We start from the raw sequence: 15,513 nt of genomic DNA, 5'->3' as shown, positions 1-15,513 counted from the left end.
TTCTATTCCATAAGAGACCTCATTTTCTTTGTAAATCCAGCGTCCGTGACAGCAAGCACCTTACGGCTCTTGCCAATCGCTGCGCTTAATTCCAGTGTTGAAAACACGGTTGTTACGTTGACTTTGTAATACTGACCCTTGTCAGTAATTTTTTTCTTAAGATTCGTGGCAGCATCACTAGCTAAAAATACTAGCTGCGCTTTGCCTTCTTGGATGGCTTTAACGACCAATTCTTCACCTGAAATGATGCGACCTGCTCGTTGAGCCAAGCCCAATAAATTTAATATTTGTTGCGTATTATTCAAGGCCTAACTCTCTTCTTTTTACCTTGTGATCAACATAAGCGATAAGCTCATCGTAAAATGATTCTTCAACTTCCATATCAAAACTACGGTTGAAGGCCTGCTTTTTCTTGGCCAGTGCTGCTTCTTCATTATCCAATTTGATATAAGCGCCCCGGCCATTTGCCTTGCCTGTTGGGTCAATAAATACTTGGCCCTCTTTGTTACGGACAATGCGTAGGAGGTCCCGCTTGTCAATCACTTCACCTGAGACGACCGATTTACGCAAAGGGATTTTTCTTTTTTTTGCCATATTCCCTCCTCAGATGTTTCAGTTTTGTTCTTCTACTTCAGTTGCAAATTCTGCTGCAGCTGCAAGCAATGATTCATCAAAATCAACACCTTGAACAAATTCCTCAGTTGCTTCTGCTACCACATCGTCAACTGGATCTACAGTTAAACCTGCCGCTTCTTCCATTTCTTCAAACTCGCTAGCAGACTTGATGTCAATGCGGAAACCTGTTAAGTGAGCTGCCAAGCGAACATTTTGACCACGGCGACCGATAGCAAGTGATAATTTGCTATCTGGCACGACAACGAGAGCGCGTTTGCTGTCTTCATCATCAAAGATAACTTGGTCAACTTCAGCTGGCGCGATCGCATTGTAGATAAATTCAGCTGGGTCAGCTACCCATTCAATGACATCAATATTCTCTTCAACTGGAACCATACGTCCAGTCTTTTGATCAAATCGTGCTGGGTGGAATTTGCTAGTAATCTTCTTGATATTTGCTCCACCGCGTCCAACGATTGTTCCGATTGCATCCACATTCGGATTGTGACTACGCACCGCAACCTTGGTTCGATCGCCCGCTTCACGCGCAACACTCATGATTTCCACGGTTCCATCGTAAACCTCAGGAATTTCCTGCTCCATGAGCCGTTTAATCATTTCTGGGTGGCTACGGCTTACAAAGACATTGACACCACGTGGATTGTCCTCCACTTTGTATACATACACATCAATGCGATCGTGCGAAGCAAAAGTCTCACCCGGAACTTGGTCTTGTTTAGACAACTGCGCTTCAATCGTGCCCAAATTGACATAGATAAAGCGATTATCAAAACGTTCTACCGTACCAGACATGATTTCACTTTCATGTTCTTTATAAGTGTTGTAAGTGATAGCACGAGTCTGCTTGCGCATTTTTTCCATAATCGTTTGCTTGGCTGATTGAGCAGCCACACGCCCAAATTCAGCTGGTGATTCCTCAAATTTAATCTTATCACCTAATTCATAGGCAGTATTGATGGCAAGCGCATCTTTAAGACTGATTTCCAATCGACTGTCGAAAACTTCATCAACTACTTCGCGCACTGTGAAAACACGAAAATCACCTGTCTTTTCGTCAAATTCAATCGCTGCACTATCAGCCTGCCCATAGCGACGCCGATAAGCCGAACGTAGCGACTCCACAACCGCGTCAATGATGTCTTCTTTTTTGATTCCTTTGTCTTCTTCTAAGATGCGAAAAGCATCTAGCATTTCTTTACTCATGTTTTCCAAGCCTTGAGAACAAGGCAATCCTTTCTTTTTTATAATTTTACAGCAAGCCTGGCCTTTGAAACCAGCTTGTAGGGAATTTCAACTTCTTTCTTGCGGGTCTTATCCATATATTCTATACGAAGTATTTCATTGTCAAAACTGATAAGATCACCTTCAAAAATCTTTTGTTTATCAATACTTTGATAAAGACTAACATGAATATACTGTCCCACAGCAGCTGCCACAGCTTCTGCTGTCTTAAGCGGTCGCTCTAGCCCCGGACTAGTCACCTCAAGAAAGTAATTGTCAGGAAAAGGATCTGGTTTGATTGAATCTAGCAGCGGACTGATGATGTCAGTTAAGTCTGCTGTATCATTCAGAGTAATCCCTCCTTCCTTATCTACAAAAACACTGAGAACATAGTCACCACCCATTTTACCATACTCAACATCTACCAGCTCAAACGGAGCAGAAATGACTGGCGCCACAACTTCAGTTACTAATTCTACAATTGTTGAGATTGAAAACACCTCGCTTTCTATTAGCACACGTTAAGAGGCGGAAGATTAACCCCGCCTCGCTTTTCTTATAGTTCTTACACAGTATAACACAGTTCATGTACTTTGACAAGGAAAAAGATTGAAAAATACCTTTCCAGCCCCATTTCGTCAATTAAAACTCTGCCTCAACTCGGTAGATGACCTGCCCTTTGCTAGAGAACTTGGCTTCATATTCTGTCATAACATTTCCCTCGTAATCACTAGCATGCAAATCTAACCAAACGCCTTTGAGAGTCATGCCATAGTTAGAAAAGCTAACCAAGCTATACTCGAAGAGTCCACGGTTATCCGTTTTGAAATGAATTTGTCCATGTTCTGGCAAAATTTCTTTAAAAGTATCCAAAAAAGTTTTGTAAGTCAATCGCCGTTTTTCATGCTTTTTCTTAGGCCAAGGGTCAGAAAAGTTAAGATAGAGCTGCGCTATTTCCCCAGCCTCAAAATAGTCAGTTAAGTCTGAACCATCCACCCACAAGAGCTTAATATTGGGAACATCTGCTGCTAAAACCTTGTCCAGAGCGTAGCTAAGTACCGTTTTTTGAATATCAATCCCAATGTAATTAATATCCGGGTGAAGTTTTGCCATACCGGTTATAAAACCACCCTTGCCACTGCCAACTTCAATGTGGATAGGATTGTCATTGCCAAACAAATCCCGCCATTTCCCTTTAGCAGTCGCTGGTTCTAACACGACATACTGAGGGTTGCTTTCAAGGAGTTCACTGGCACCTTTTCGATTTCTTACTCTCATTTCACCTTTCCATACTTATCACGGAAGCTGCGCAAAGCTGCAATCTCGCGATTGACATTTTCTAAGTCATTATTTTCATAATACTTGGTAATTTGACAAAGGTAAGAATACTGGCTAAACCAGTAAAGTTTTTGCAAAACCTTGTCATTATACTTATAACCATAGTAAGTCAACCAATCTTTCCAGCGTGAATCTGGAATGTAGTGGCTGAGAATATGAGCCACATCAAACATGCGATCCGTCAAACGAACCGAATCCCAATCGACCAAATAAATCATCCCACTGTCTGTCTCAATCCAGTTGCTATGACGAACATCTCCGTGAACAATCGTTGCATGATCCTCACGAAATTCTGGTGTCGTATTGCGTAATTCACTGATCACAGACTGTAGATATTTATTACGCCGCAATTGGTTAGAGGCACTCTCCTGCCAAGCTGTTAGGAGGGCTGCTGGCGTTTCCATAGTGTAGCCAAGCTTTGCCAACTGGGTCATTAATGGTCGTGAACGATGTAGACGCGCTAAAATACTGACAATCTGCTTTTTAGACATTTCATGTGGGGCCAAGATGTGTCCTGACAGCCACTCTTGTCCGCTCATGACATTCCCGTCTGGCATGCGGCGGCTCCACAGCAACTGTGGTGCAATCTGTTCCCGCGCCAATCCTGCCAAAATAGGACTAGTATTCATCTTGACAAACACGCGCCCGCCATCCGGATAGGTTCCCATATAGGCTTTGCCACTTTTCCCCTGTATGGGAATTAAAGTTAGCTCCTTATCATCTTTCATTTGAATTTCTCCTTGAACAAACTTCTTTTTATTTTACTAATTTTAGAAACTTTCGTCAACCAAACTTTTTACCTTAAAAGGTAAGTACAGATACAACAAAGCTAGACTTCCTACAAACAGGACAAGGACGGCCTGAAACTCTTTATAGATAAAAAGAGCGAGCACCATCTCCAAAAGAAGGACTGAGCCACCAACCAGACGTAAAACCGCTAGAAGTCCACTTATTTTAAATTTTTTATCTAAAGGAAAGAGCAGGGTTAATTGTTGGTAATCAAAGGCTCCATAGAGAGCTAGTAATTGAAACAGTAGCAGGTAGTTCATCAACAAAGTCAAACCCACGCCAACCCAAACTTGAGGAATAAGTGCAAGTCCGATGAGGGAAATTCCTAAAAGTCGCAAAGTCAGAGGAAAGAGATCTCCGTTACGGAAATAAGACCGTAAAAAGAGGTGCTTCCAAGTATTTTCTTGTTTTTTAGCAAAAATAGTCAAGAAACCGTCTAAATATTTTCTACGTTTAATGCTGTTTGAAATACCTTTTACATTTGTAAAAAGGGCAAAGAAACGCAAAATACTCTGCTGACGTTTTTCTTCCCGTAAAAGCGCTACGTCCCAATTGATACCAATCTTTGTCAGTAGTTCTTTCTTGCGATAATTCAGATAAACCACGCGTACTGCTATAAAGATGAACAGTAGACCAATGATGAAAACAACAGGCATGCCCAAACTAAGCATCAGTGGTAAAACAAGTAACCAACCCAAAGCTTGAATAATTCCCCCAAAAAGCAGAGAAGAAATCGTTTGCTGCTGGATAATTTGTCCTATCTCTTTCTCTTTGGTTAAAAGGAAATACTTGTCTGGTCGCTCCAGATAAGTCGCAATATTTCCAATAAAAAGCAGAGCTATTAAAAATAGAAAAACTCCCAAATATAGGGCTAGGCGATTTTCTGGGATATTTTTTGATAGCTGGCTGTACTGAACTGCCAAAAAACCGATAAAGACTAGTAAAAATAAAACAAAATGGTCATTCAATACATAGCGCAAGTACTTGAGACACCGCTCTATAAAACGATGTTTGCGCTGTTTAAACAAATCACTCATCACTAGACCTCTTTCGTCAAAGCAAGATAGATCTCATTGAGACTAGCAGTTGGCAAGTCAAACTGGCTTCTCAATTCGTCCAAACTTCCTTGAGCTCTGATCTCGCCCTGATGAAGAATGACAAAGGAATCACACATTTTTTCTGCCGAGTCAAGCACATGAGTGCTCATCAAAATGGATTTCCCACGTTTTTTCTCTTCGTCTAGTAACTCAATCAAGTCTGCAATAGCAACCGGATCCAGACCTAAAAATGGTTCATCTACAATAAACAAACTTGGATTCACCAAAAAGGCGCAGATGATCATCACTTTTTGCTTCATTCCTTTGGAAAAATTAACTGGAAACCAGTCTAATTTATCTGCCAAACGAAATTTTTCTAAAAGTGGCTGCACTGCTTCTATAGCCGAGTCTACATCCAAATCATAAGCCATAGCCACTGTCTCTAAATGCTCACGCAGGGGCAACTCTTCGTATAGGCTGGGGGTTTCAGGGATATACCCAATCTTGCTGCGATAGTTGCTCGGATTTTCAGCTAAAGTCATGCCATCAATGCGAATTTCTCCTTGATAAGGAGTCAAAAGACCGATAATTTCGTTGATGGTGGTTGACTTTCCAGCACCGTTGAGACCGATCAAACCTACTAACTGACCACTAGGAATTGTAAAGCTAATATTTTTCAAAACAGGGATATTGATGTAGCCCCCTGTCAAGTTCTTAATTTCTAACATATTTGCTCCGTTTTTGGTATAATGTTCTTAACCATTATATCAAATTTTAAAGCAAGAGGTGAACTTTATGGCAGATTGTATTTTTTGCAAAATCATCGCAGGTGAAATTCCATCATCAAAGGTCTATGAAGATGAGCATGTTTTAGCTTTTTTAGATATTTCACAAGTTACTCCAGGACATACTTTGGTCATTCCTAAAGAGCATTATCGTACTATTTTAGATATGAACGCAGAAAGTGCTAGTCATCTTTTTGCCAAAGTACCTGAAATTGCCAATAAAATCATGCGAGCAACTGGTGCCAAAGGGATGAATATTATGAACAATACCGAGGAAATTGCCGGACAGAGCGTTTTTCACACGCATGTGCATCTGGCACCACGCTATAGCACTGACGATGATCTAAACATTTCCTTTGTGGCGCACGAGCCGGATTTTGAGAAGTTAGCAGACTTAGCCGCAAAAATCGCAAGGGCTTAAGGAGGTACTATGAAATTAGGAAATCTACTACTTTTTGCTGGTAGTGCAGCGCTTGCCTATCAAGTTATCAAAAATCGGGAAAAAATTACCGAAGAGATGGTAGAAACAAGCGACCTTGCAAAGAATTTTCAGGATCAGTCTGCACGTTTTAAAAATAGTTTGACACGCATCCAAATCGAAAGCGATCATTTGCAGAATGTTATTGATGACATCAGCTATGAAATCTCCGTTTTCAGCAAAGTCGCAAATGCTCGTTTAAAAGAGATTCAAGACATCTGGAATGCGGATACGAATCAGTGATATATTTTGCATATCAAAAGAGGTTGGAGAAAATTCCAGCCTCTTTTCTTGTTTTATTTCCAAGCAAGAGAAAAATTGCCCTTATTTAAAAATAGGAATCTGACTTAAACTTTCTCTCAAACGAATCGCGTTCCAAGGCAAATGCTCAGCAATCGTCAAGCCTACTATCTCGGCTTTTGAATGAACATCGTTCAAAATTCGGACGATTTGCTCCAAAGTCAGCTCTCCGACCGCTGCAGGAAAATCTTCCAAGCGGGTATGAGGTTCTGCGGGATAAATAGAACGAAAATCCATTGGAGATAATACATCCAAATCAAAATGAATCGCTAAAAATTCAAGCTGGTTAGCTTCAATCCAATTTAAAATCACTTGCGAGTCCTGGAGCAAATCTTCATGATTTGCAAAACGAATGTGATGACGCCATACTCCGTCATCTATTGGGCGTAATTCTTTTTCAATTAGTCCCCCATACATCACTTTTTCTGGAGCTATTGGTTGCTTGACCTGCTCAGCAAAGGCTGGATTTCCTTCGCCTATTAAATTGCCCAGAACCATTTCATGCAAGTGAGAGGACTGGTCAGCCCTTGCTATATCCGGATGAGCATCCAACCAGAGAATGCCCAATTTTTCCCCATATTTTTCAAGAAGGTAGGAAAAGGGAGCTTGTGAGACGGAGCAATCTCCACCAAAAGTGATAATTTTATCAGGTTGTTTTCTCTCCAAAATCTGCCTTGTCGCAACTAGTTGATTCATCAAATCTTGATAACGGTCAACTCCCTTTTCTGTTTGCAAGCCCTTATCAAAATCTTTCTTGACATCAACTGTCACGGTCTCAGCTTTGTCCGAAGGTGGAGCAATCAGCGCTAGTAATTCTGCCCCTAAAACATAGTGAGGGTTCATTCCTCCTTGCCATTGCGGCAATAGTAAACGTAAGGTTGTCATTTTTTCCTCCTAGAATGTTGAAAATCCTCCTGCATTAGGCAGGAGGTCTTTTTATTTATAGGACGCCATAGCGATAAAGCCGAGTTTTTCCTTGTTTTTCTTGAAGGTTTTAAACATGTTGAAAAACATCGGACGATTTTCTTTTTTGAGGGCATTTTTGACAATTTTCAGCGTGCCCGCAAAGCCCTCGTCATAAATCATGCCCTTAGGGCTCATGAGGGTCATGTCCCCCGCGAAAGTTTCCACCTTCTTAAATTGGTGACCACGTGCCAGCTGAATCCAACCGCCTTCGGTCAAGGGACCGACATTGACATGAATTGCCTTGGACAATTCCTGCCGCACCGCCTCGTCCTGTCTTTTGAGCATGACGTCGTGCGTAAGGAGAACGCCGCCCGGCTTCAAGACACGGTAGTATTCGTCCAGGCACTTATTTTTGCCTTTTTCCGTCTGCATGGTCAGCATGGCTTCATTGATGACGATGTCAAAGCTATCATCCTCGTAGGGCAATTTCATGGCGTTGGCTTTTTCAAAAATCACTAGCTCAGACACACCAGCCTTGCCTGCATTGGCACGCGCTTGTTCTAATGCCTTTTCGTCCAAGTCAATAGCTGTAATCTGGCAGCCATAGCGCTTTGCCAACTCAACCGTCGTCGTCCCCATATTGCAGGCTACTTCCAGCACTTTTTTATCGCTCGAAAAATGCCCCTGCTCAATCAGCCAGTCCGTCGCCAATTTGCCACCGGGACGCAGCCGTTTTTTCCCCAATTTCGCTAAAAATGTGTGTCCTGCTTCCGCCATATTGTCACCTCTTTTGATTGATAAGATAAGTATATCATATTTTTAAAAATTTCTGACAATTCTTAGAAAATAAATCGCAAAAATGCAATGAGAAAAACACCGAAGAGCACTGTTCCAACTAAGTTTCGATAGCGAAAGGCAACATAAGTTGTCGGCAAAAGTGCCAGCAAGTCTAAGACTTTGAAAGCTGGTAAATGTCCGACTTGTGGCCTTGTAATACCTGACAGAATCAGAGCAAAAATAATAGACACAGGTAGATATTGTAAAAAGCGCTCCACTTTGGGAGGAAGACCTTTGTATTTGACCAAGATGAAAGGTAAAACCCTTGGAATCCAGGTCACTAGGGCACAGGCGATAATTACTCCTAAAATATATCCGTTAATCATTAATCATCACCCCCACTGTACAGCCAATCAAAGTCGCAAAAAGAACCGCTAAAGATTTCGATACAAACATTGTTAAAATAAAAAATGTGAAGCCCACGACCAACAAAATCGTTAGCAACTTTTTCAGCTTAATACGATGCAACATGGCATAAAATTGAGAAGCAAAGATCCCAACAAACATCCCAACTAGGGCAAAATCTAAACCGAAGTTTTCTGGATTCGGCAAGAGACCGCCTAGAATCGTCCCAATAACTGTACCTAACGCCCATGCTAAGTAACTGATCACATTATTTCCATGCATCCAACTAGGCGATATATAATCCTGATGAACTCGCTCTCCCATAAGCACTCCGTAAGTCTCATCGGTTAAGAGTGAACCAAGCCCGATATTTTGCCAAATCGTCTCCTTACGGAAAATGGTTGAAGCGTGCAGACTCAAAAGTCCGAGGCGTAGATTGATCAAAAATACCGTCAAAGCAATGTCTACAACAGATGCCTGCACGGCAATCAAAGACAGCATAGCAAACTGGGCGCTACCTGCGTAAACCAAAAAGCTCATCAGCCCCATTTCCAGAGGATTGAGGTAGGGCGCCGCAATAATCCCGCAAGCCAGACCAATACTTATATAACCAAGGGCAGTCGGCATCGCTGCCTGCACACCCTCACGAAAACTTTTTCCCTTGTTCATAACTTTCTTTGCTGTTCCTACTTCTCTAAAGTATCAAAAGCAAGACTAGGTTTTGCATTAAGATCCCAGCCCGCAAAATTTCCCTTGTTCCACTCGCTGACGCTGGCATAGGCAATCATACCGGCATTATCACCACAGAGCCGCAAAGGCGGAATAATTACTTGAACATCCTTGATTTCTGCCGCTAGGCGCTCGCGCAAGCCTTTATTAGCCGCAACACCGCCTGCCACAACCAAGGTCTTGACCGGGTATTTGCTAAGTGCTTTCTTGGTCTTAGCCAGTAAAATATCCATGACAGCCGCTTGAAAACTCGCAGACAAATCTGCCTTGGATAGCTCTTCCCCACGCTGCTCGGCATTGTGATAGAGATTGATAAAGGCTGATTTGAGCCCCGAAAATGAAAATTCCAGATTATCTTCTTTGATCATAGCCCGCGGAAAATCATAGACATCCTGCCCTTGGTGAGCCAAGTCGTCAATTTCGCGTCCAGCTGGATAGGTCAAGCCCATGACGCGCCCGACCTTGTCATAAGCCTCACCGACCGCATCGTCCCGCGTCTCGCCTACAATCTTGTAATCACCAGCCTCGCTGACATAGACAAGCTCAGTGTGCCCACCGCTGACTAGAAGTGCCAGAAGCGGAAACTCCAGCTCCGCCACGCTTTGCGCCGCCATTAAATGCCCTGCCATATGATTGACCGGAATGAGCGGCAGTCCATGTGCCCAAGCAAAGCTCTTGGCTGCTGCTAGGCCGACCAGCAAAGCTCCAACCAGCCCCGGGCCATAAGTCACCGCCACTGCTGTAATGTCCGCCTCGCCAATCCCCGCCTCAGCCAAAGCCTCCTCAATGCAAACCGTCACCACCTCCACATGGTGGCGACTAGCCACTTCGGGCACCACGCCGCCAAAGCGCTTGTGGCTCTCGATCTGGCTGGCAATGACATTGGACAAGAGCTCCTGCTCATTTTTCAGCACCGCAACACTAGTCTCGTCGCACGATGTCTCAAAAGCTAAAATATATCTATCTTTCATTGGTCTCTCTTTTCATGATAATCGCGTCCTCCACCGGCTCATGGTAGTAGCTCTTGCGCCGGGCGATTTCCTTAAATTTCTCCTTTTGGTAAAATAGCAGAGCTGGACTGTTGGACTGCCTGACTTCTAGAAAAAGTTCCTTGTCAGCAGGCAAGTGCTCAAATAAAGCTGTCGCAATCCCCTGTCCTTGATAGGCACGCTTGATTGCAATCTGCAAAATTTCCGCCTCAAAATCCGAAGACAAAATCGCGAGAAAACCAACCAGGTTTTCCGCCTCCCAAGCCAGAAAGTAGGAAGAATAAGGCGCCGTCAAATCACGAGCCAGCTGCTCCTTGGTCCATGGACTGACCTCATAAACATCCGTCATGACTTGATAAATCTTGTCCGCTATTTGTTCGACTTGGTCGTTTGGCTCATATTTTTCAATCTTTATCATAGGCGCTTGATGTAGGAACCCTTTGATTCCGTGTGGTTTTTCAGCCAGTTTTCCTCGGCTTCGACCCGCTTGAGATAATTGGGCACAAAGTCATGCACCGATTGAGCAGGCAGGCTTAAGCCCGCTTTGCCAATTAAGTAGGCATTAGGCAGGCTGGGTTCAATCCTCGCTTGAGGCAATCTTTCTTCTATCTGCTCGCTAAAAGCCTCAACTTCGCCGACAAAAGTCACTTCTTCAAAGCCCGCTGCAAAATCCAGCACTTGCTCAAAAGGCAGGTGCGCTTCTGGCTGGACAGCTCTGCCCTGTTCATAAAAACCCGCGTAAACGTTGTTGCGGCGCGCATCTATCAAGGGAATAACCAAGCCCGTGCTTTTCTCTGGCACGAGAGCAAAGAGGCTCGACACCCCCACCAAATCAATCTTGAGAGTCTGCGCCAGAGTCTTAGCTGTAGCCACCGCAATCCGCAAGCCCGTGTAGCTCCCAGGACCTTCCGCCACCACAATCCGCTCCAAATCGTCCGGCTGCCAACCTACACTCGCTAGTAAAAAATCAATAGTCGGCAATAAGGTTATACTGTGATTTTTTTTTATCGTCAGGGTCACTTGCCCAACTAATTTTTCATCTTCCAACAAGGCCACGGCCAAGGTTTGTGCAGAAGTATCCATGGATAAGATTTTCATTTTTTCAAACTTTTCTTTCCTTACTTGATCATACCTCTTATTTTATGATATAATTTTAATAATTGCAAACGAATCACGGTCAAATTTATTACTCATAGAATTGAATATTACAAACAACTAACCCTTAGTTGCTTCTTTTTCTATTTATTGACCTAGAAAATGAAAGGAACCTTATGATTTACAAAATTTTTTATCAAGAAACAAAAGAACGGAGCCCGCAGCGCGAAAAAACATTAGCATTATATTTGGATATTGATGCAGAAAATGAACTTGAAGGGCGCATCAGGGCACGTAAACTTGTTGAAGAAAATACACCTTACAATATCGAATTGATCAAACTTCTGTCTGACAAGCACCTCGCCTACGAAAAAGAATCAGGCGTCTTTGAGATTACGGAGTTCTAAACATGACCTATACCTTAAAACCCGAAGAGGTTGGCGTCTTTGCCATCGGTGGCCTGGGGGAGATTGGGAAAAATACTTATGGTATTGAGTATCAAGATGAGATTATCATTGTTGATGCCGGAATTAAGTTCCCAGAAGATGACCTTTTAGGGATTGACTATGTTATCCCAGACTACTCTTACATCGTTGAAAATATTGACCGCATCAAGGGAGTGCTCATCACCCATGGTCACGAAGATCACATCGGTGGGATTCCTTTTCTGCTCAAGCAAGCTAATGTCCCTATTTATGCAGGACCTTTGGCTCTTGCCCTCATTCGTGGTAAGCTGGAAGAGCACGGTCTCTTGCGCGACGCCAAACTCTACGAAATCAATCAAAATACCGAACTCAAGTTTAAAAACTTGAGAGCAACTTTCTTCCGCACCACCCACTCAATTCCAGAGCCTTTGGGAATTGTCATCCATACACCGCAAGGCAAGATTGTTTGTACGGGTGACTTCAAGTTTGATTTCACTCCTGTTGGACAACCAGCAGATCTGCAACGAATGGCTGCTCTCGGAGCTGATGGTGTTTTAGCCTTGCTTTCCGATTCCACAAATGCAGAAATCCCGACCTTTACGAACTCAGAAAAAATTGTTGGTCAGTCAATCATGAAAATAATTGGAGGCATTCACGGACGGATCATCTTCGCCTCTTTTGCCTCTAACATTTTCCGCTTGCAACAAGCTGCTGAAGCAGCTGTCAAATCCGGGCGAAAAATCGTCGTTTTTGGACGCTCTATGGAAAAAGCTATTGCCAATGGGATTGAACTAGGCTACATCAAGGTACCAGACGGGACTTTTATTGAGCCAAGTGAGATCAAAGACTATCCAGCTGGTGAAATCCTCATTATGTGTACAGGAAGTCAAGGAGAGCCAATGGCGGCTTTATCACGAATTGCAAATGGTACTCACCGCCAAGTCCAACTCCAACCAGGCGACACGGTCATTTTCTCATCTAGCCCAATTCCTGGAAATACAACTAGTGTAAATAAACTGATTAATACTATTTCCGAAGCAGGGGTCGACGTTATTCACGGGAAGATTAACAATATCCACACCTCTGGACACGGTGGGCAACAAGAGCAAAAACTCATGCTTAGCTTAATTCAACCAAAATACTTCATGCCTGTCCATGGAGAATATCGCATGCAAAAAATCCATGCTGGACTTGCAGCAGATATTGGTATTCCAAAAGAAAACATCTTTATCATGAGCAATGGCGATGTTCTTGCCTTAACTAAAAATTCTGCTCGTATTGCAGGAAGCTTCAATGCCCAAGATATCTATGTCGACGGAAACCGTATCGGAGAAGTCGGTGCTGCCGTGCTTCGCGACCGTAAAGATCTGTCTGAAGATGGTGTTGTACTTGCTGTCGCAACCGTTGACTTCAACTCCAAGATGATCCTCGCTGGGCCAGATATTCTCAGCCGCGGTTTTGTCTACATGCGAGAGTCAGGTGATCTTATTCGCCAAAGCCAGCGCATCCTTTTCAATGCTATTCGTATCGCCCTTAAAAATAAAGATGCCAGCATCCAGTCAGTTAATGGTGCAATTGTTAACGCTTTAAGACCTTTCCTTTATGAAAATACAGAACGTGAACCCATTATCATTCCAATGCTTTTAACGCCTGATGATGAATAAAATAATGTCCTAAACTTTCAGTTTCACTAAAACTGAAAAATAAACAAAGTTGCCATTGACTGCTGCGCTTTTGTAACATCTTGAATAAAAACAAGCGAGACTGGAAACATCCAGTCTCATTTTTTCCTTGACAAGTTCCTTAAACTATCGTACAATAGGAGAAATTAAATACTACTTTAAGACATGTTCCGTGAGACATGAAAGTCACCCAATAGAAGATTAGTTTAGCTAGTCTCTCATTTTAGTGTAACCTTATGAGCTCAGGAAGTCCTGAGCTTTTTGACTGTTAAAGTGTATTCAATTAATAAAGTTAGCCTGTGAGCTAGCATTAAAAGGAGAACCTTATGTCAACTAAATTTTCCCTAGACAAAAATAACAAGCGTGCCCTTGTTGCTGCTATTGTCGCTTCAGGTACGGATGACCTCAACGTCATGTTCCTTGCCTTTTCCATGTCTTCCATTATTAGCGAGCTAGGAATATCTGGGGCACAGGGTGGCTTGATTGCCACTATTACCAACCTCGGTATGCTAGTCGGAGGACTAATCTTTGGACTTTTAGCAGACCGCTATCATAAATTTAAGGTCTTCAAATGGACTATTGTTCTCTTTTCATTAGCAACAGGGTTGATCTTCTTTGCCAAAGATATTAATTATATCTACCTTATGCGCTTTATAGCAGGACTTGGTGTCGGTGGTGAGTACGGTGTTGCCATTGCCATTATGGCTGGAATTGTTCCTCCTAATAAAATGGGACGCATCTCCTCACTCAATGGGATTGCTGGACAAGTAGGTTCGATCAGTTCAGCTCTTCTGGCTGGATGGTTAGCACCAGCTCTTGGCTGGCGCGGGCTCTTCCTCTTTGGACTTGCTCCAATCGCTCTTGTCCTCTGGATGGTTCTTGCTATTGACGACGACAACATTAGAGATAATGCGGGTCTACATGTCCAAGAAGAAAGTAGCCAACCTGTTAAAATCAGTCAACTCTTTAAGACGCCAGCCCTCACTGCACAAACGGTTGCTCTTATGATTATGACAACCGTACAAATCGCGGGTTACTTTGGTATGATGAATTGGCTTCCAACGATCATCCAAACCAGCCTTCATATTTCTGTGAAAGATTCCTCTCTCTGGATGGTTGCAACCATTCTTGGTATGTGCTTGGGAATGCTGACCTTCGGCCAAATCCTTGATAAATGGGGACCACGTCTGGTCTATTCCATTTTCCTCCTTGCTTCTTCCATCTGCGTTTATCTCTTTCAATTCGCTAATTCCATGCCTAGTATGATTATTGGTGGAGCCATCGTTGGTTTCTTTGTCAATGGTATGTTTGCAGGCTACGGTGCCATGATTACTCGTCTTTATCCACACCATATCCGCTCCACTGCCAACAATGTTATTCTTAATGTTGGACGTGCCATCGGTGGTTTCTCTTCCGTCATCATCGGAAAAATTCTTGACGTGTCAAGCACTTCTATGGTGATGATCTTCCTAGCAAGTCTCTACTTAGTTAGTTTTGCCGCCCTTTGGACTATTAAAAATCTTAAAACTAGCACTTATTTCAATCTTGAAAAAGACCTATCAGCAGAGTAAAATACTAATGTAATTTGGTATTGAAGATAATTTTTCACATATAAAAAGCGCCGTAGAGCGCTTTTTATTTAGGCTCTATAATTTCTGTAGTGGGTAAAATCACTTTAGGGATTATGGAGCTTATTTTGTTGTAGAAAAAAAGTCCCATATGACCTATAATGAAAAGCGACCAAACCATCATTAGAAAGACTCATATGGAACAATTAAATTTTATCACAAACTTACTGGAAATCAAAGACCCTAACATTACGATTTTGGATGTTCTAGATGCTGGAACGCATAAAGAAATCATCGCGAAGTTGGATTATTCTGCTCCTAAATGCTACAGCTGTCATGGTCAGATGGCTAAA

At 42.8% G+C, this 15,513-nt stretch carries 20 protein-coding genes and 1 pseudogene; 6 read left to right on the top strand and 15 right to left on the bottom strand.

Annotated elements, in window-relative coordinates:
- Positions 1–2 precede the first annotated feature (2 nt).
- From A3I3_RS0104050 to A3I3_RS0104015, 8 genes are all read right to left on the bottom strand, one after another.
- Positions 3–305: a YlxQ-related RNA-binding protein gene (locus A3I3_RS0104050; RefSeq protein WP_018371457.1), complete on the bottom strand. Its 303-nt coding sequence runs from the start codon at positions 303–305 to the stop codon at positions 3–5.
- Entirely contained in the window at positions 298–594 is a 297-nt protein-coding gene (gene rnpM, locus A3I3_RS0104045; RefSeq protein ID WP_018371456.1) for an RNase P modulator RnpM, read from the bottom strand. Before rnpM ends, A3I3_RS0104050 begins: the two co-directional genes overlap by 8 nt.
- An 18-nt stretch (positions 595–612) precedes the next feature.
- Positions 613–1,839 carry a transcription termination factor NusA gene (nusA, locus tag A3I3_RS0104040; protein ID WP_018371455.1) on the bottom strand — a complete coding sequence of 409 codons (1,227 nt, stop codon included), beginning with the start codon at positions 1,837–1,839 and terminating at the stop codon, positions 613–615.
- A gap of 38 nt (positions 1,840–1,877) precedes the next feature.
- A complete protein-coding gene (rimP, locus tag A3I3_RS0104035) occupies positions 1,878–2,357 on the bottom strand; it encodes a ribosome maturation factor RimP (protein ID WP_018371454.1) in 480 nt (159 codons plus the stop codon).
- A 142-nt stretch (positions 2,358–2,499) separates the two neighbouring features.
- Complete coding sequence (gene trmB, locus A3I3_RS0104030; RefSeq protein ID WP_018371453.1) at positions 2,500–3,135, bottom strand: tRNA (guanosine(46)-N7)-methyltransferase TrmB; 636 nt, start codon at positions 3,133–3,135, stop codon at positions 2,500–2,502.
- Positions 3,132–3,923 carry a cell cycle regulator CcrZ gene (ccrZ, locus tag A3I3_RS0104025; protein WP_018371452.1) on the bottom strand — a complete coding sequence of 264 codons (792 nt, stop codon included), beginning with the start codon at positions 3,921–3,923 and terminating at the stop codon, positions 3,132–3,134. Before ccrZ ends, trmB begins: the two co-directional genes overlap by 4 nt.
- 42 nt (positions 3,924–3,965) lie before the next feature.
- The gene (locus tag A3I3_RS0104020; protein ID WP_018371451.1) at positions 3,966–5,021 is read right to left on the bottom strand and encodes an ABC transporter permease; all 1,056 of its coding nucleotides are present in this window, start codon (positions 5,019–5,021) and stop codon (positions 3,966–3,968) included.
- A 2-nt stretch (positions 5,022–5,023) separates the two neighbouring features.
- Positions 5,024–5,749, bottom strand: coding sequence for an ABC transporter ATP-binding protein (locus A3I3_RS0104015; protein WP_018371450.1), 726 nt, complete (start codon positions 5,747–5,749; stop codon positions 5,024–5,026).
- Positions 5,750–5,816: 67 nt separating this feature from the next.
- Between A3I3_RS0104015 and A3I3_RS0104010 the strand changes: the two genes are divergently transcribed.
- Both A3I3_RS0104010 and A3I3_RS0104005 read left to right on the top strand, forming a co-directional pair.
- A complete protein-coding gene (locus tag A3I3_RS0104010) occupies positions 5,817–6,227 on the top strand; it encodes an HIT family protein (protein ID WP_018371449.1) in 411 nt (136 codons plus the stop codon).
- Positions 6,228–6,236: 9 nt separating this feature from the next.
- A complete protein-coding gene (locus A3I3_RS0104005; RefSeq protein ID WP_018371448.1) occupies positions 6,237–6,527 on the top strand; it encodes a hypothetical protein in 291 nt (96 codons plus the stop codon).
- Between the two features lie 81 nt (positions 6,528–6,608).
- Here A3I3_RS0104005 and A3I3_RS0104000 read toward each other — a convergent pair whose 3' ends face one another.
- The 7 genes from A3I3_RS0104000 to tsaB all read right to left on the bottom strand — a co-directional run bounded on the left by A3I3_RS0104000 (position 6,609) and on the right by tsaB (position 11,488).
- Entirely contained in the window at positions 6,609–7,469 is an 861-nt protein-coding gene (locus A3I3_RS0104000) for an arginase family protein (RefSeq protein WP_018371447.1), read from the bottom strand.
- A gap of 51 nt (positions 7,470–7,520) precedes the next feature.
- The gene (locus A3I3_RS0103995; protein WP_018371446.1) at positions 7,521–8,267 is read right to left on the bottom strand and encodes a class I SAM-dependent methyltransferase; all 747 of its coding nucleotides are present in this window, start codon (positions 8,265–8,267) and stop codon (positions 7,521–7,523) included.
- A gap of 62 nt (positions 8,268–8,329) precedes the next feature.
- Complete coding sequence (locus tag A3I3_RS0103990) at positions 8,330–8,653, bottom strand: AzlD domain-containing protein (RefSeq protein WP_018371445.1); 324 nt, start codon at positions 8,651–8,653, stop codon at positions 8,330–8,332.
- Positions 8,646–9,341 (bottom strand): AzlC family ABC transporter permease, encoded by a 696-nt coding sequence (locus A3I3_RS0103985; protein ID WP_018371444.1) that lies wholly within the window; start codon positions 9,339–9,341, stop codon positions 8,646–8,648. The genes A3I3_RS0103990 and A3I3_RS0103985 overlap by 8 nt, the downstream gene beginning before the upstream one ends.
- A 17-nt stretch (positions 9,342–9,358) precedes the next feature.
- Positions 9,359–10,372: a tRNA (adenosine(37)-N6)-threonylcarbamoyltransferase complex transferase subunit TsaD gene (gene tsaD, locus A3I3_RS0103980; protein ID WP_018371443.1), complete on the bottom strand. Its 1,014-nt coding sequence runs from the start codon at positions 10,370–10,372 to the stop codon at positions 9,359–9,361.
- Positions 10,362–10,808 carry a ribosomal protein S18-alanine N-acetyltransferase gene (gene rimI / locus A3I3_RS0103975; RefSeq protein WP_018371442.1) on the bottom strand — a complete coding sequence of 149 codons (447 nt, stop codon included), beginning with the start codon at positions 10,806–10,808 and terminating at the stop codon, positions 10,362–10,364. Before rimI ends, tsaD begins: the two co-directional genes overlap by 11 nt.
- Complete coding sequence (gene tsaB / locus A3I3_RS0103970) at positions 10,805–11,488, bottom strand: tRNA (adenosine(37)-N6)-threonylcarbamoyltransferase complex dimerization subunit type 1 TsaB (RefSeq protein ID WP_018371441.1); 684 nt, start codon at positions 11,486–11,488, stop codon at positions 10,805–10,807. The genes rimI and tsaB overlap by 4 nt, the downstream gene beginning before the upstream one ends.
- 173 nt (positions 11,489–11,661) lie before the next feature.
- Here tsaB and A3I3_RS0103965 point away from each other — a divergent pair, with 173 nt between their 5' ends.
- The 4 genes and pseudogenes from A3I3_RS0103965 to A3I3_RS10810 form a co-directional block, all read left to right on the top strand.
- Positions 11,662–11,892 carry a DNA-dependent RNA polymerase subunit epsilon gene (locus A3I3_RS0103965; protein ID WP_018371440.1) on the top strand — a complete coding sequence of 77 codons (231 nt, stop codon included), beginning with the start codon at positions 11,662–11,664 and terminating at the stop codon, positions 11,890–11,892.
- A gap of 2 nt (positions 11,893–11,894) precedes the next feature.
- Positions 11,895–13,574: a ribonuclease J1 gene (gene rnjA, locus A3I3_RS0103960; protein ID WP_018371439.1), complete on the top strand. Its 1,680-nt coding sequence runs from the start codon at positions 11,895–11,897 to the stop codon at positions 13,572–13,574.
- A gap of 344 nt (positions 13,575–13,918) precedes the next feature.
- Positions 13,919–15,163: an MFS transporter gene (locus A3I3_RS0103950; protein WP_018371438.1), complete on the top strand. Its 1,245-nt coding sequence runs from the start codon at positions 13,919–13,921 to the stop codon at positions 15,161–15,163.
- 194 nt (positions 15,164–15,357) lie between these two features.
- Positions 15,358–15,513, top strand: a pseudogene (locus tag A3I3_RS10810) (ISL3 family transposase); the annotation flags it as partial.

Origin of the sequence: Streptococcus massiliensis DSM 18628 (assembly GCF_000380065.1) — a bacterium.
Taxonomy (GTDB): Bacteria; Bacillota; Bacilli; order Lactobacillales; family Streptococcaceae; genus Streptococcus; species Streptococcus massiliensis.
Note: the sequence above shows the minus strand (reverse complement) of the source record. Positions and strands in the feature narration are given on the sequence as shown.